The 14,496-nt window shown below is 50.3% G+C and carries 15 protein-coding genes; 3 read left to right on the forward strand and 12 right to left on the reverse strand.

All coding sequences use genetic code 11. The annotated features are described in order from the left end of the window. Positions 1 to 106: 106 nt before the first annotated feature. Both LG201_RS13245 and LG201_RS13250 read right to left on the reverse strand, forming a co-directional pair. Entirely contained in the window at positions 107 to 1,114 is a 1,008-nt protein-coding gene (locus LG201_RS13245; protein WP_226772678.1) for a PfkB family carbohydrate kinase, read from the reverse strand. 24 nt (positions 1,115 to 1,138) lie between these two features. Continuing rightward, a complete protein-coding gene (locus LG201_RS13250; RefSeq protein WP_226772679.1) occupies positions 1,139 to 1,906 on the reverse strand; it encodes a GntR family transcriptional regulator in 768 nt (255 codons plus the stop codon). 204 nt (positions 1,907 to 2,110) lie between these two features. Here LG201_RS13250 and LG201_RS13255 point away from each other — a divergent pair, with 204 nt between their 5' ends. Next, positions 2,111 to 3,022 carry an LGFP repeat-containing protein gene (locus tag LG201_RS13255; protein ID WP_226772680.1) on the forward strand — a complete coding sequence of 304 codons (912 nt, stop codon included), beginning with the start codon at positions 2,111 to 2,113 and terminating at the stop codon, positions 3,020 to 3,022. Between the two features lie 42 nt (positions 3,023 to 3,064). On the opposite strand, the gene moeA is transcribed toward LG201_RS13255, so the two are convergent. The 4 genes from moeA to moaA form a co-directional block, all read right to left on the reverse strand. Then, positions 3,065 to 4,324: a molybdopterin molybdotransferase MoeA gene (moeA, locus tag LG201_RS13260; protein WP_226772681.1), complete on the reverse strand. Its 1,260-nt coding sequence runs from the start codon at positions 4,322 to 4,324 to the stop codon at positions 3,065 to 3,067. Continuing rightward, the gene (gene mobB, locus LG201_RS13265; protein ID WP_226772682.1) at positions 4,321 to 4,884 is read right to left on the reverse strand and encodes a molybdopterin-guanine dinucleotide biosynthesis protein B; all 564 of its coding nucleotides are present in this window, start codon (positions 4,882 to 4,884) and stop codon (positions 4,321 to 4,323) included. Before mobB ends, moeA begins: the two co-directional genes overlap by 4 nt. Next, positions 4,863 to 5,441 (reverse strand): molybdenum cofactor guanylyltransferase MobA, encoded by a 579-nt coding sequence (gene mobA / locus LG201_RS13270; RefSeq protein ID WP_226772683.1) that lies wholly within the window; start codon positions 5,439 to 5,441, stop codon positions 4,863 to 4,865. The genes mobB and mobA overlap by 22 nt, the downstream gene beginning before the upstream one ends. A gap of 99 nt (positions 5,442 to 5,540) precedes the next feature. Next, entirely contained in the window at positions 5,541 to 6,545 is a 1,005-nt protein-coding gene (moaA, locus tag LG201_RS13275; RefSeq protein WP_226772684.1) for a GTP 3',8-cyclase MoaA, read from the reverse strand. A 112-nt stretch (positions 6,546 to 6,657) separates the two neighbouring features. On the opposite strand from moaA, the gene LG201_RS13280 reads away from it, so the two are divergent. Then, the gene (locus LG201_RS13280) at positions 6,658 to 7,005 is read left to right on the forward strand and encodes a winged helix-turn-helix domain-containing protein (protein WP_226772685.1); all 348 of its coding nucleotides are present in this window, start codon (positions 6,658 to 6,660) and stop codon (positions 7,003 to 7,005) included. Here LG201_RS13280 and LG201_RS13285 read toward each other — a convergent pair. The 4 genes from LG201_RS13285 to trxA form a co-directional block, all read right to left on the reverse strand. Then, positions 7,002 to 8,675: an ArnT family glycosyltransferase gene (locus LG201_RS13285; RefSeq protein WP_226772686.1), complete on the reverse strand. Its 1,674-nt coding sequence runs from the start codon at positions 8,673 to 8,675 to the stop codon at positions 7,002 to 7,004. The two genes, LG201_RS13280 and LG201_RS13285, sit on opposite strands and share 4 nt — an antisense overlap. Before the next feature lie 125 nt (positions 8,676 to 8,800). Next, entirely contained in the window at positions 8,801 to 9,043 is a 243-nt protein-coding gene (locus LG201_RS13290) for a type B 50S ribosomal protein L31 (RefSeq protein ID WP_226772687.1), read from the reverse strand. Between the two features lie 117 nt (positions 9,044 to 9,160). Further along, a complete protein-coding gene (gene rho / locus LG201_RS13295) occupies positions 9,161 to 10,420 on the reverse strand; it encodes a transcription termination factor Rho (protein WP_226772688.1) in 1,260 nt (419 codons plus the stop codon). A gap of 131 nt (positions 10,421 to 10,551) precedes the next feature. Continuing rightward, on the reverse strand, positions 10,552 to 10,878 hold the full coding sequence (gene trxA, locus LG201_RS13300; protein ID WP_226757751.1) for a thioredoxin TrxA: 327 nt from the start codon (positions 10,876 to 10,878) through the stop codon (positions 10,552 to 10,554). 212 nt (positions 10,879 to 11,090) lie between these two features. On the opposite strand from trxA, the gene LG201_RS13305 reads away from it, so the two are divergent. Beyond that, on the forward strand, positions 11,091 to 12,353 hold the full coding sequence (locus tag LG201_RS13305) for a sensor domain-containing phosphodiesterase (protein ID WP_226772689.1): 1,263 nt from the start codon (positions 11,091 to 11,093) through the stop codon (positions 12,351 to 12,353). 32 nt (positions 12,354 to 12,385) lie between these two features. On the opposite strand, the gene LG201_RS13310 is transcribed toward LG201_RS13305, so the two are convergent. Further along, positions 12,386 to 13,960: a hypothetical protein gene (locus LG201_RS13310; RefSeq protein ID WP_226772690.1), complete on the reverse strand. Its 1,575-nt coding sequence runs from the start codon at positions 13,958 to 13,960 to the stop codon at positions 12,386 to 12,388. Positions 13,961 to 14,097: 137 nt separating this feature from the next. Beyond that, positions 14,098 to 14,409, reverse strand: coding sequence for a DUF3579 domain-containing protein (locus LG201_RS13315; RefSeq protein ID WP_226772691.1), 312 nt, complete (start codon positions 14,407 to 14,409; stop codon positions 14,098 to 14,100). Between the last annotated feature and the right edge of the window lie 87 nt (positions 14,410 to 14,496).

A 14,496-nucleotide genomic window follows, 5' to 3' on the forward strand; every position in this document is an offset into this window, starting at 1 on the left:
TGTTTTCCCCTGAATGCTGCTATTAAATTTTAATGCGGCGAGCTTATGGGAAAGTCTTGCGCTTGACCATCAAGATAATCATTAATTTGGGGCGGGAAGCCCGATTTTATTGCGTATCAGGGGAAATATACCGCGGGTTTTGTATCATTGCGTCCAAAAAATCCTTGGTCGGTAGGTGAGGCAATAATCCCTTGCTGCTTATCACGATGCTGGCACTGGCACAGCCTGCCTGTAGTGCTTGTGCAATTGATTGTCCGGATAAAAGCTTATATATAAACGCACTGGCAAATGCATCCCCGGCGCCTATGCTATCGATCACCTGCGTTTGAAATGCTGGGTGGATTATAGTCTGGCCGTTTTCCAGCCAGGCGATGACTCCCTGGCATCCCAGGGTGATCACCATGCTTTTGCCGGGATATGCATCCTTGTTAGATACCTTTGCAAGAAATGCTTTTGCGCTATCTGCAGTATTAAAGATGCTGGGCTCTGTCTGAAAGAATGCCGCGGCCTCCGTTTGATTCATGATGAGCACGTCAGTCGATGCCAGTAATTCGGGTGTAATCGCATGGAATGGTGAAGGGTTAAGAATGGTCAGGCGGCCTGCGTGTTTGGCGATGCTGAATGCGGTGGCAATTGTAGATTCAGGGATTTCAAATGAGGCATAGGTAATGCCTGCCTGTGCTATACGGGATGCCCGGGCTCTGATATGGCTGGTATCCAGTAGCGCGTTGGCGCCAGCGTAGAGGGTAATGTTGTTCTGCCCGCTGTTGTCTATCAGGGCTACACCGTTGCCGTTATATTCTCCCAATTCAAGCAATTCCGGTGATGTCAGCGCCCAGTCATCCAGTGTCTGCTGATACTGCGAACGAGCGGCTGACGTGTTACCTACAGGAATGATGCCATCTACACTAATACCTAGTTTGTGCAGCCCGATTAATACATTGAGGCCTTTGCCACCAGTCTCGCAATGGAAGCTGTCTGCGGCCAGAGACTCACCTGGGAATGGAAAGCGCCTGACGAAGAAAATGTGGGCAATCATCAGGCTGCCCAGTACAAACACTGAGGGTATCTGGTGCGAATATTGAGAGCGCTGTTGAGTAAAGTGTGCCAGCATGCGTATCTGCTTTCAGTGCAGGCCTTAGCCTTTCATTTTGACCCGATAGGCATACGCATCGCCACGGAATGTGCCTTCAACGTACTCCAATAAAATACCTTCCTGCGAATAACTGCGTCGCTTGATTAGCAAGCAAGGTTGCGAGGCGGTAAAACCAAATGCCTGATTTTCGATTGGGTTAGATAAGACCGCTTCTACGGTTTGCTCGCACCAATCCAGGGAGTGTTTGCAGTGCTGTTGGATGGCTTGGTAAATCGACTCGCTTAAATCGATGGTTTGTAGCTCGGGCAAATGATGCAGGTTGTACCAGGCGATTTCGTGCGATAGCGGTTTCTCATTGCCATAGCGGATGCGTTCAATTTTGAGCAATGAAGCGTTCGAGTTCAGCCCAAACATGGAGGCCATGCCTCTATCCTGAATCACGGATTGTTCCAGGATTTTTGACGAAGGCGTCATACCCAGCTCGTGCATTTCCTGAGTGAAACCTCGGAGCTTGAACATGTGTGTATCCAGCCGGCCTGGTGTTAATACTGTGGTGCCACCCTTGCGGTTACTGGTGATCAGCTTGCGGTTACGCAGCTCCATATAGCTGCGTTTGATCGTGATTTTGCTGACGTTCAATGCCTCCGAAAATGCTGTTTCGGTCGGTAAAAGCGTCCCTGGCTTTAACTCGTTATTGAGAATGAGCGTTTCCAGTTGCTGGAATAGCTGGGCGTAGAGAGGTTCCGGCGCATCTTTGTGCAATGTAACCAGACTGGTGATACACGCCGTGTTTTCTTCTAGTTTTTTCAAAAAATCAGACCTTTGTCATTCGGTGGTAATGCATTGAAATCCATCGGCATCTTAACGTTCTGGGCTAGGAGCGACAACCCATGATGAAAAATAGGCCCAAACCAGAACGGGGTAGATATTATGTTGGATGTATTTTAGGTATATTTATAAAATAAAGGTATATGATTATTGGTGTGTTGATATCAATTATTCAGAAGGTGGATCATGGCAAAGATTGAGCTTGATGTTAATGAGTTGGGCAGCAGGCTTGGTGGCTGGCGTGTTAAAGATGGCACCGCAGCCGAATATAAAAGTGCAGGGAGCCATTACCTTACTTATGCACCGATGATATCAAGCCCGATTGGAGGCGGTTTGCAGTTGATGGCAAGCATTGATCACATCATTAGCATCGAGAAAACAGATCATTGCCAGCTCCATATGCATTTTGATGCGAGTGGCATCTTGGTGAGTTGGAAAGTCGAGCTTAGTATTCAGGGAGCTTCCAAGTTCGATTCTGGATGGGTTCTAGAGGCTGCTGGTACTGGCATGTTTGGGCGCGAGTACGCCGCGACTGCTGCCGTCGCTATAAAAGTCCTGAACACGGTGTCTGGGGTTGTCGCTGGACTGGCCACACATGGTGGTCGTGCAGTTTTTCCCTCAGTGATCCAAATGAATTTCAATCATATTATTGGATGCATGCGGCGTGAATTCTTGGTGTATGGGGAGATTGCTAGCAAATATGCAGCATTGGGTGGGGAGCACGGGTTTCTTGGGCGTCCCTTGACCGATGAAACCGGAACATCTGGTCAGGTTGGTAGATGCCATCATTTTGAAAGTGGATCGATTTACTGGACAACAAAAACGGGAGCCTGGGCAGTGCATGGCCCCATTCGCGATAAATGGGCGTCTTTAGGATGGGAGCGTAGCGTACTGGGATATCCCATTGCTGATGAGCAACAGCGCCCGGAAGGTGGCCGTTTCAGCAGGTTTCAGCATGGAGATATCCACTGGACTCAAGTGCGGGGCGCATGGATTGAGTTATCGAAAGTTGGCCAGGTAAAAAATCGGCTGAAAGATGCGGCGGCATTAAGTATCACTAATCCGGCAATAGCAGGGTTGGCTAGAAACCTGGGTTAATCTACATGAGTTCCACTGATGAATGATTAGCCATGGGGTGTCTTAAATAATGCCTTCAAGCACTTGGACGTTGACAGTGCTGCCTGCCTGCACATTACCCACCGCCTCATCGAGTACGATAAAACAATTGGCCTCAGACATCGAGCGCAATATCCCAGAACCCTGGTTGCTGGTAGGCCGGACTCGCCAAATGCCATTCCTATCGGGATACAGGATGCCACGTTGAAACTCTGTACGCCCGGGAAGTTTGCGGATATCTTCTGTGCACACCATCTGAAGCAGGGGCTGTACTTGTAGATGGGTCTGTCCCATCATGTATAGCAGGGCATCTCTTACGAACTGATAAAACGTCACCATGACAGATACAGGATTGCCAGGCAGGCCGAAGTAATGGGCATTGCCCACTTTGCCATACGCCAGTGGTCGGCCGGGTTTCATGGCAATTTTCCAGAACACTACCTGGCCTAGCTTTTCCAGCAATAGCTTCATGAAGTCGGCTTCGCCCACCGAAACACCGCCACTGGTGATGACCACGTCAGCCTGCTGTGAAGCATCAAGTAGTGTCTGCTCCAAAAGCTGTGGATCATCTGCTACTACTCCCATATCCAGAATCTCGATATTCAGTCTGCTCAGCATACTGTGCAGGGTGTAGCGATTGCTGTCGTATATCTCTCCTTCTTCCAAAGGTTGGCCAATGCTGACCAGTTCATCCCCGGTAGAAAAGAACGCCACGCGTAGTTTGCGATACACCGTGACTTCCCCTATGCCCAACGAGGCAATCAGGCCAATGTCAGACGGCCTGAGTGAGCGGCCTTGGGGCAAGACGATTTGTCCCTGTTGCAGGTCTTCCCCGGCATGGCGAACGTTGGCACCCGCTTTGGGTACCTCCGTCATGACCATTTGATCGTTTAGAGTCTGTGTATGTTCCTGCATCACCACAGTGTCTGTGCCTGCAGGGATGACTGCCCCGGTCATGATGCGTATACATTCTCCCGCTTGAACAACCCCGTCAAACGGCTTGCCAGCAAAAGCGGTACCGACGATTCTCAATGCGGTGGCGGCTGTATCATGGCTATGAAACGCATAACCATCCATGGCGGAGTTGTTGTGATTCGGCACATTGGAGGGAGATAAAATGTCGCCTTCGAGGATGCGTCCCAATGCTTGCTTGAGCGGCAGGGTCTCTGTTGCTGTCAGCCGGGTCAGATAGTCACGGATAAAATGCCGGGCTTGTGTGACCGGCATGGAATTTGGGTCGTAGTCATCCTGACAGCTGATGTCAGACAAGTTTTTTGTAGTCATGATTTTGATATGTTGATCCATTGCGCGATGAAATCGGCAATCGTTTCCGGGTTATTCAAATCCAGGGTAGGAAGAGAGTGTATCAATGGCACATCGGTGGCAATCGCGATGATGCTCTCGTCATGCTCCGCCAGTAATGGGTAGTCCAGGCTGGGGCGATAGATCTCAATCTTGGCAATCCTTGCCTCCTTAAATCCCTCAATCAGCACAAGATCAACCATGTCGGTATCAATTTCAGGTAGTAGCTCTTCGAGTTTTATTTCGCTATTGGCTCTATCAGCAATACGATTGCGCTCTGTCATCAAGGCCCAGCGCAGGTTGGAGGCCACCAGGGTTTGTACTGCGCCAGCCTCGCGTAAGCGGTAACTATCTTTGCCGGGTTTATCGACATCAAATTGATGATGCGCATGCTTGATGACTGAAAGTCGAATGCCTCGTTCAACCAACACTGGCATAAGCCTCGTGAGTAAGGTCGTTTTTCCGGCGCCGCTTCCATAGGCACAAAAGCCCAGTAGCGGCTTGGGGAAGGGCAGGGTAATTAAGCTGCTTGTTCCAGCCACCGTAGCTCTTCAAGTGTATTGATATTGGTAAAGGCTTGGAAGTTGTCCGTGAAGGAAATTTCTATGCTATCCAGGGTGTTGATCCAATTTGCCATTTTGCGCTCGCCGCTATCCAGATAGGCCTTGAGGCTGGGCAGTAAGGAGCGACGGCATAAACAGAATACGGGATGGGCCTGCATGCCAGTTTTGGCGACTGCAATATCGGCATCTCTTTCAATCAATCCGTTCATCAGGCGTTTTGCAAGATTGGCGGGTAACAATGGGGAGTCACACGGAACAGTTAAGATATAGGGGTGTTTGGCTTCCACCAGGCCTTTATGCAGTCCAGCCAGCGGGCCTGCAAAGTCGGCAATTTCATCCTGAATCACGCGATGGCCAAATGTGGCATAGCGCTCGACCTCACGATTGGCATTGATCAGGATTTCATCCACCTGGGGGCGTATACGCTGAATCACATGTTCTATCATCGGTTTGCCCAGGAAGTCGACCAGGCCTTTGTCGGCCCCCCCCATGCGGCGTCCCTTGCCTCCAGCTAATATCACACCGGTCATGTTCATGCGTGATTTACTTTAACAGTGACACTGCCGGGATGAATAACCGTTACTCTTCTGGTCAGCATCATCAGTGTTAAGTTGGTTGGAATAGTTGCCACAGTCTTATCCACCGGTTTGTGACATAAATCTGATCACCGCGGGGGCATTGCGGCGTAAATCGAAATCATGGCCTTTGGGTTTGATCTGCATAGCGCCCAGAATGGCATTGATCAAGGGCTGGTCATCATTGGGATGGTCGCGTAACAAAGGCATTAGATCGACTTTGTCTTCCTGGCCCAGGCATAAGAACAGCTCGCCTTTGCAGGTGATACGTACACGGTTGCATGATTCACAAAAATTATGACTATGAGGTGATATAAACCCAACTCGCGTTTGGGTGTGTGGGACGCGCCAATAACGCGCCGGGCCACCAGTAGATTCTGTGCTGCTGATGAGCTGGTAATGCGCTTTCAGCAACTTCAGTGTCGCATCATTGCTGACATAGGTTGACTCTCTGCTGTGATCCACTTCGCCTAGTGGCATTTCTTCAATGTAGGCAATATCAATGCCCTGCTCAAGGGCAAATTGCAGCATAGGTAATGCTTCATCATCATTGATGCCGCGCATCAATACGGTGTTGAGTTTTATACGCTCGAAACCAGCCTGTTTGGCAGCGGTAATGCCACGCAGCACTTTGCTCAAGTCACCGACACGGGTAATGCTCCGGAAGCGCTCAGCATCCAGGCTGTCAAGACTGATATTGAGGCGACGCACCCCTGCTTGTTTTAATGGCGCAGCGAAATGTTCGAGCTGTGATCCATTGGTTGTCATCACCAGCTCTTTCAGGCCGGGGAGTTGCCCGATATCTTCCAGCAGTGACAATGCATTTTTACGCACTAAAGGCTCACCACCCGTAATTCTGACTTTGCTGACGCCTAGGGAAACAAAGGCTTTGACCAGGCGTGCACATTCTTCCAGCGACAAGACTTCGTCTCGAGGCAGGAAGGTCATATCCTCGCTCATACAGTAGACGCAGCGGAAGTCGCAGCGGTCAGTGATAGAGAGGCGGATGTAATCCACCACTCTGCCGAACTGGTCTATGAGTTGAGGATGATGAGTAGCAGACATGGGGTAGATGTTCTAGCCTTATGCGGTATGCAGTAAGATGCTGGATTGTAAGTGCTTCAGCGTGTATAAACAATGCTGAAAATAAGACATCGATAGTGAACGGAAATTCCTCATGAGCGCGATTAGTATCAAAATTCGTATTCCTCACCAGAATCTGGTGGCCATCGGTCCTGGCAAGGCTGATTTGTTGGAGGCTATAGATCGCACTGGTTCAATCTCCGCAGGGGCTCGCGATATGAGTATGTCATATAAGCGTGCCTGGGATCTGGTCGACGCCATGAATAAAAGTTTTCGTCAGCCCTTGGTGGCAACCGCAACCGGGGGGAGCCATGGTGGTGGTGCTCAAGTAACCGATTTTGGTAAAGAAGTTTTGTCGCGTTATCGTGAAATGGAAGCCAAGGCCAACAAAAGTATTGCTGAAGATGCCGGCGAGTTGGCAGCCTTGCTGCTACCTGTCTAGTTTTCCATACTCTCTGACAATCGCTGGAACAGCCTGAATTTCTCTCGCCTGTCCATGACCCGGTTGCCCTCCCAGAGCAACTCCCAATTGCCGACGGGCGCTAATGTTGAGCGGCTGCCCTCATCCTGTACCAGGTAAACATCACATTCTGGGTTACTCTGATGCAGCGTGCTCTTGGGTTTCAGTTGCAGGCCGGTGTAATAATCAAGTAAAGCCGTTTGTGCTGCGCCTACCCCATAGCTGTTGATACATGCATGCTGTGCAGGCATCGCGGCGTTCAGTTGTTGCATCACGTGTTTATAGCCGCGCGCATTATCAATCCATGGCAGCCATAAGGTCATGAGCAAGCCCCAGGCCATGGTCATGCCTACAGCCCAGTGGGTGACCGCGCCACGACTTGAGCGTTTGCTATTGGCGATGACGAACAGCCAGATGATCGTCACGGTGACTGCGGCAGTCAGCGCAGGCAGATTGAGGTAGGCTTCCTGCGTCGCTGCAAGATAATGCATGCGTTCGGCGATTCTGGCAGGATGGCCAGTGGTCATGGCAAACCAGCCCAGCCATGTCAGTGATCCCAAAATGCCGAACAGCAGCATGCCAAACCAGTCCAGTGCGCCGGATGCGCCGCGTTTCAATGTTTCTACACTGCCGCCAGCCAAGGCTGCTAAAGGTAGGAGTAAAGGTAGGGCGTGAATTTCGCGACGATCGAAAGCAAAGCCGATCACCAGCAGGGTGGTGGCAAAGAATACCAACAGCAACTGTAACTTGGGTTTGTTCAGGAATGTGGCACGATAGCGCCATGCTCCCCAGGCTGCGATTGGTAAGGCTGGCCAAGAGAACCAGGCAAACGTGCGGCTAAAATATAAATGATTGATCGTGGCGGAGCCTGTCACTGCTTCATGCCACCATTGTCCCAGTTGCTCGGGAGCAGATGCCTGAAGCAGCAATGGCCACACGGCTAGCCAAGGACTGGCAATCAGCAGGCTCAATGCGCTGACTATAGCAAAGCTTCTACTGCGCCATTGGCTGAAGAAGGTGGGTAATAACAACATCGACCCGATGAGAATCAAAGCACTGGCTGGACCGGTAGCCAAAAAGCTGATGCCTATGCCTGAGCCTAGCAGGGCAGCGGCACGGAAAGGTCGCCGTTTTGCCAGTGCCAGCGCATATAGTCCCATGGATAGTCCGGTGAGGGCGGCAACTTGTGGCATGAGTAAATGGGCGGCGGAGACCAGGCCAAGAGAGGCAATAAAAATAAAGGTGATCTGTCGGCCTATGCCAGTGCCCCATATTTCCCTGCCCAGCATGCCTATCATCAGTAAGGTAATAGACATCCACAGGCTATTGATGAGGCGTGCCGCATCATGCATGGGTAGCCAACCGGAAAGGAGCTTGGCAGACGCGGCTGCACTCCAGTAATACAAAGGAGGGTATTCAATGGAGGCTTGCCCTGCTGCCTTTGGCAGCAGCAGGTGTTCTCCCTGACTCATCGCTTTGACGATGCTGATGGCTTGCGCTTCGTCTGGCTTCCAGGGCTCGTGCCCAATCAAGCCAAGAAATATCCAAGCGAGACAGAGCAGGATAAGCAGGTGTGTCTTAGCACGCTCACCGACGCGCACGCGCGGTGTTGCCAAGTGTGCCTGCCAGTCGTGCTCAAGCTCGAATGCCATGAAAATCCTTTTTCTTATCAGGTGGGTATTGCCCAGTTTTGCGTATTTTAATCGCCGTTCCGGTTGAGGAAAACAAAAAAGGCAGCCAAAGCTGCCCCTTTTTACCAAAACATGTAATGCTTGAATTACATGCCGTATTTTTGGCGGAATTTCTCAACACGGCCAGCAGTGTCAAGAATCTTCTGCTTACCTGTGTAGAACGGGTGAGATTGTGATGAAACTTCAATCTTGATCAATGGGTATTCTTTACCGTCAGTCCACTTGATGGTGTCTCTGGCACTAATGGTCGAGCGAGTCAGAAATGTGAAATCAGCACCGATGTCCTGAAATACAACTTCGCGATATTCTGGGTGAATGCCAGGCTTCATAATGTTTACCTCTGTGTTGCCGGTTTGTGCGGCGGATAAATAGGGTTTCCACCAAAGCGGAAAAAGCGGAATTATAGTAATCCCGCCAGAATTTTGCAAGAAAAGCTTGTGGTTTTTCTAGCCTCTGCGCATGGAGTCGAAGAAGTCACCATTGTTTTTGGTGCCCTTGAGCTTGTCCAGCAAGAATTCCATCGCTTCCAGATCGTCCATGGGGTAGAGCAGTTTGCGCAACACCCAGATTTTCTGCAATACGTCTTTTTCAATCAATAGTTCTTCGCGACGCGTGCCGGACTTGTTGACGTTGATGGCAGGGTAGATACGTTTTTCTGCCATCCGACGATCCAGATGCAGTTCCGAATTGCCGGTGCCCTTGAATTCTTCATAGATAACATCATCCATACGAGAGCCGGTATCAACCAGTGCAGTACCAATGATGGTCAGTGAGCCACCTTCTTCGATATTACGCGCTGCACCGAAAAAGCGTTTTGGGCGTTGCAGGGCATTGGCATCCACACCGCCGGTTAATACTTTGCCAGATGCTGGAACCACGGTGTTATAAGCACGTGCCAAACGGGTAATGGAGTCCAGCAGAATGACGACATCTTTTTTGTGTTCAACCAGGCGCTTGGCTTTTTCCAGTACCATTTCTGCCACTTGTACATGGCGAGTGGCAGGTTCGTCAAAAGTGGAGGCAACCACCTCGCCCTTGACGGAGCGTGTCATTTCCGTCACTTCTTCAGGACGCTCATCAATCATCAGGACAATCAATATCACGTCAGGATGATTGGCAGTGATCGCGTGAGCAATATGCTGCATCATCACGGTCTTGCCAGATTTTGGTGGTGCGACCAGCAGGCCACGTTGGCCCTTGCCTATCGGGGCGATCATGTCAATCACGCGCCCGGTAATGTTCTCTTCGCTACGAATGTCCCGCTCCAGAATCAATGGCTTGGTTGGGAATAGCGGTGTTAAGTTCTCAAACAGGATTTTGTGCTTGCTGTTTTCCGGCGCTTCGCCATTGACGCTGTCTACTTTTACCAGCGCAAAATAACGCTCACCATCTTTAGGGGTGCGAATTTCGCCCTGTATGGTATCGCCAGTATGCAGATTGAAGCGGCGAATTTGCGATGGAGACACATAAATGTCATCCGGCCCTGCCAGATAGGATGTATCCGGTGAGCGCAAAAAGCCAAATCCATCCTGCAGCACTTCCAATGTGCCGTCACCGAATATGCTGTCGCCTTTTTTGGCCTTGTTCTTGAGAATGGCAAAAATTAAATCTTGCTTGCGTATGCGGCTGGCACCGTCGATTTCATTGGCAATAGCCATTTCGACTAGTTCGGTGACAGGGAGGTGTTTCAGATCGGATAAATGCATATGGGAGGGCTCGTTGAGAATCGGAACAGCTGTGAAAAGCGTAAAGGGGATTGTGTGGAGATAAGCGCCAAGTTCCTAAAGGCGTTGCATTAAGCGATTAAAACGTGGAACTTGACGCTAGAGTAGCGCTATTAAATATTGCTGTCAATAAAGGCAGTTAACTGAGATTTTGACAACGCGCCCACCTTAGTGGCTTCTACGTTACCGTTCTTGAAAAGCATCAGAGTGGGAATGCCACGAATGCCATATTTAGGAGGCGTATTCTGATTCTCATCAATGTTGAGCTTGGCGATTTTGAGGCGATCTGCGTATTCCTTGGAGATTTCGTCCAGGATAGGGGCGATCATTTTGCATGGACCGCACCACTCAGCCCAGTAATCGACCAGAACGGGTACTTGGGATTGCAAAACTTCCTGATCGAAAGTGTCGTCGCTGATATGGGTAATATGTTCGCTCATTTGAACCTCTAGTTGTGAATGGTTTCGCTGGGATTATGTGTCGTCGTCGTGAGGCCGCAACGATTAATTCAAGCAATCCCGTTATCCTAGCGAAAAAAATCCCGCAAGTGAAGTATTCAATTTGGGCATGGATATTGCTGAGGTGCTTCCATTTTGCCAAATCATGAGTATGCAAGCCAGTGTGGACATTTATAAAGGGGTAGGCCGACACAATGACCTCAACGATATCTGAAACATTTTTCTTTACAGAGGAGCCGGATGCCAGTGGCAAGGTATTTTCTCTTTATCAGGGGATGGAGCTCCGGAGTGCTTTCCAGCCGATTTATAGTCTGTCGCATTGTCGGATAGTCGGCTACGAAGGGTTGTTGCGTGCATCTAAAGGGCTGACGAATCTTTCACCCTATCAGATATTTTCACAGGCCCGTGAAGAGGCGAGCATTGTGCATCTGGATCGGCTTTCTCGTGCTTTGCACATGCATAATTACTGCAAGATGCAGCACGGTGAAGCTAACTGGTTGTTCCTGAATGTGGATCCTCGTGTGATTGTTCAGGGTAAATATTATGGATCTTTCTTCCAGGAATTGCTGGAGCAATATCAAGTGCCGCCAGAGCAAGTGGTGGTGGAGATTATCGAGGGTGCGATTGATGATGAGATCCAGCTTTCTGAATCTGTTGGGTTTTATAAAGACCTGGGTTGTCTGGTGGCGATTGATGATTTTGGTGCTGGTCAGTCTAACTTTGAAAGAATCTGGCGTTTAGCGCCTGATATCGTCAAGCTGGATAGGTCCATGATTGTGCAGGCGATGCAGAAGCCCATGGTCAGGCGGTTATTGCCCGGCATTGTTTCCCTGATTCATGAAGCGGGCAGTCTGGTGTTGATTGAAGGCATAGAGACCGCGGAAGAGGCTATGATTGCGATTGAAACTGACGTGGATCTGGTGCAGGGTAATTATTTCGGCATGCCTGACTTTCAGCTCTGCCTGGATGAGCAGGCTAAGCGGATTGCCGACTTGTTTCATCGATATCAACAGTCATCATCGTGGGATGTCAGTCAAAAGTGTCTTGATTTTTATGGTCAGGCATTTATGCAGGCCGTGAGGAAAATGCAATCCGGGATTACGCCTGAAGGGGCATGCCAGGCCCTGTTGGAGCTGGATAGGGCGGATCGTTGTTATATTCTGGATCAGCAGGGGGTCCAGCTTGGTTCCAGTCTGTTGAAGAATCATGCTGCAGCAGCGAAGTCTACCCGGCGCTACCAGCCGCTGGCGGAAGGCGATGGTGCCATCTGGCTACGCAGGCCCTATTTACGCAGGGCTTTACAGAATCCGGGGTCATTACAAATGACACGCCCCTACCTGTCGATTGCCACGGGGCAGCTATGCGTTACCCTGTCGATGGCGATTGTCCTCAACGGGCAAATCGCTGTGCTGTGTTTTGATATCCACTGGCACGAAGAGATGTTTGTACCAAAATAGTGCGTAATGTTGGGGCGTGTTTCATTTTGGTGCTAGAGCAGGCTGAAATGAAATCTGTCGAAGCTATTGGTACGTTCGATCAAGCGCGTAATCATGATGCGTGAGATGTGTCCATTTTCCTCTAGCTCCAGAAGGCGGGCCGGGCTGTAGGTGCCAGGCACTGCCACTAGCGATGTTGCTTGTTTTAGCGATGGTATTTCAGGCAGGATCAATACGGGTGAGAGCTCGCCTTGGTTCACGATTCTGGCGAGAGCGGGTTTTGCCTCGGGAGCAATCAGCTGAATGCCGATATCAAGTTGCGAGTGATCGTGATTGCTCGCCCAGCGTAAGGTGCCTACTGACCAGTGGGATGTAGGCGTGATTTTGATGCCAACCAGATCTCCTATGCGGATGTTGCCATCTGTAATAGGTAGCTTGCGTAATGCCATGCCGCCCGCACTGATGTTAAGCACTTGCCATCGGGCTGGTTTGGTGGACGCAGTGTTTTGGGGGACTTGAGATCTGTCTGTTGTCGCGTCACTTTGTGCTGCGGAATAGGTTTTTCCGTTCAGCATGGAATGGAGTGCCGATAGCCCGCTGACCAGTTCTATGCCGTCATTTTTCTTGGTTCGATTGAATATGCGTTTGGGCGAGGCGCCCCAGTGGCGCAACAGGTATGCCAGTAAATCCTGATATCGGGGATGGTTGGCATTGTCTGGCAAGCCTGTATGCAGCAGGCTCTGCCCTGCTTGTAACAGCTTGATGTGATTGTGCACTTGCCGCGCCAGGTCCATGGTGACCAGTAAGAGATCGTTCTCCTGGTCGGACTTGCTTGAATTTTTCCCGTGAGCTGCAGGTGGTTTATCTTGATTCAATGTGATGAGGAAAATACCGACAGAGCTTTCAATCTTGCCCGGTGCTTGTATTTTGGCCAAGTCAGCGAAGCGTGAAATGTAGTCACTGGTCTGCTTGATCTCTTTTGAAGATAAATGCTGCGGGTTTACCAGGTGCATCAGTAATGTTTGTTTGTATGCATTGCTGATGCTGTTGTGGGCCTGCAGTGGCAGAAGATCGCTACTTTCCAGATCCAGGTCTTGCAATGTGCGCTGGGCTGCAAAGGCGTAGAGCTGGTGCAGTTCACTCCATAGCCCTGCTGGCGGCGAGTGATAGATTTGGTAATGCAGAATATGCAAACGTCGAATAGCATCAATGGTGCGTTGAATGCTCAGGGTTAGTAGCTTGCTGTGGCCAAACTTGAATAGCTTGGCTTCCTGATCCAGTAGCACCAGCTTGTAGCCATAAGCCAGTTCGGTCCAAAGCGCGCAGGCCAGCGTAGCATCATATTTTTCCTGATCTGCCAGGGGCAAGGTGGCATTGCAGAAATGTGTGGTCAGGCTGTCGACAAGCTCAATAATGGCTGGACGGTAAGTCTCCAGTGCTTTGCTCCGCGCATCCGGAGCAATCTTCTGGCGGTTGAGGATTTCCAGCTCTTCCTGCAACGCGAGTGCGGTCTCCGAGGTGTTGGTGACAGGCAGGGAGTTAAGGAGCTTGGTGATTTTGTGTGGCCGTGTTTCTGCAATAATCAACGGTTTTTCGACCAATGCCGGTACGTTAAGATTTAAGACCATTCACTATTACCCCTTTAATATACAGCGATGGTAAATAGTCTTGGCAGATTTGTCACGGAGTCCGCGCTTGGATGTGCAAAGCGGCAAGACCTAATAGGCATGCCGCTTTGACTGAATTCAGGTGTTGGCTGCGTGGATTAGCTGGGGGTGGGAATCGGATTGCCAGCTGCATCCAGGATAGAGAGCTGATTTTCTTCCGCAAAATACATCAACTGATTAAAGCCCTCTGGATTGCTTACCTTGAGCTGCAGATCCACAGCCAGGCAGCGCACGCCTTGCACGACTCTAGGTTTGAGGTAGGGTGAATAGCGTAGTTTGCGATCTGCACCAAACGTGGCGTAGGTGCTGCACATTCTATCGACCCAGTCGCTGGGGCGGAATGGTTTGCCGGCCCGGGTCAACCCCTGAATAATGATTTCGTTGATACCTGATTTGTCTGTCGTGCTCATGCCAAGAACCATCATCTTTGATTTAACTGCAAATTGTAGCACTGCAATGGAGTACTGAGGGCCTGCCTTGTTAAAGGCAGGCCCAGC

Source organism: Methylobacillus gramineus (genome assembly GCF_020532675.1).
Classification (GTDB): domain Bacteria; phylum Pseudomonadota; class Gammaproteobacteria; order Burkholderiales; family Methylophilaceae; genus Methylobacillus; species Methylobacillus gramineus.

What these genes read in the sequence shown, in the direction of transcription:
- moeA (WP_226772681.1), bottom strand. Translation starts at nt 4,324, where the DNA reads ATGACTACAAAAAACTTGTCTGACATCAGCTGTCAGGATGACTACGAC.
- trxA (WP_226757751.1), bottom strand. Translation starts at nt 10,878, where the DNA reads ATGAGCGAACATATTACCCATATCAGCGACGACACTTTCGATCAGGAA.
- LG201_RS13245 (WP_226772678.1), bottom strand. Translation starts at nt 1,114, where the DNA reads ATGCTGGCACACTTTACTCAACAGCGCTCTCAATATTCGCACCAGATA.
- LG201_RS13285 (WP_226772686.1), bottom strand. Translation starts at nt 8,675, where the DNA reads ATGGCATTCGAGCTTGAGCACGACTGGCAGGCACACTTGGCAACACCG.
- mobA (WP_226772683.1), bottom strand. Translation starts at nt 5,441, where the DNA reads ATGAACATGACCGGTGTGATATTAGCTGGAGGCAAGGGACGCCGCATG.
- rho (WP_226772688.1), bottom strand. Translation starts at nt 10,420, where the DNA reads ATGCATTTATCCGATCTGAAACACCTCCCTGTCACCGAACTAGTCGAA.
- LG201_RS13315 (WP_226772691.1), bottom strand. Translation starts at nt 14,409, where the DNA reads ATGAGCACGACAGACAAATCAGGTATCAACGAAATCATTATTCAGGGG.
- LG201_RS13305 (WP_226772689.1), top strand. Translation starts at nt 11,091, where the DNA reads ATGACCTCAACGATATCTGAAACATTTTTCTTTACAGAGGAGCCGGAT.
- LG201_RS13255 (WP_226772680.1), top strand. Translation starts at nt 2,111, where the DNA reads ATGGCAAAGATTGAGCTTGATGTTAATGAGTTGGGCAGCAGGCTTGGT.
- LG201_RS13310 (WP_226772690.1), bottom strand. Translation starts at nt 13,960, where the DNA reads ATGGTCTTAAATCTTAACGTACCGGCATTGGTCGAAAAACCGTTGATT.
- LG201_RS13290 (WP_226772687.1), bottom strand. Translation starts at nt 9,043, where the DNA reads ATGAAGCCTGGCATTCACCCAGAATATCGCGAAGTTGTATTTCAGGAC.
- LG201_RS13280 (WP_226772685.1), top strand. Translation starts at nt 6,658, where the DNA reads ATGAGCGCGATTAGTATCAAAATTCGTATTCCTCACCAGAATCTGGTG.
- moaA (WP_226772684.1), bottom strand. Translation starts at nt 6,545, where the DNA reads ATGTCTGCTACTCATCATCCTCAACTCATAGACCAGTTCGGCAGAGTG.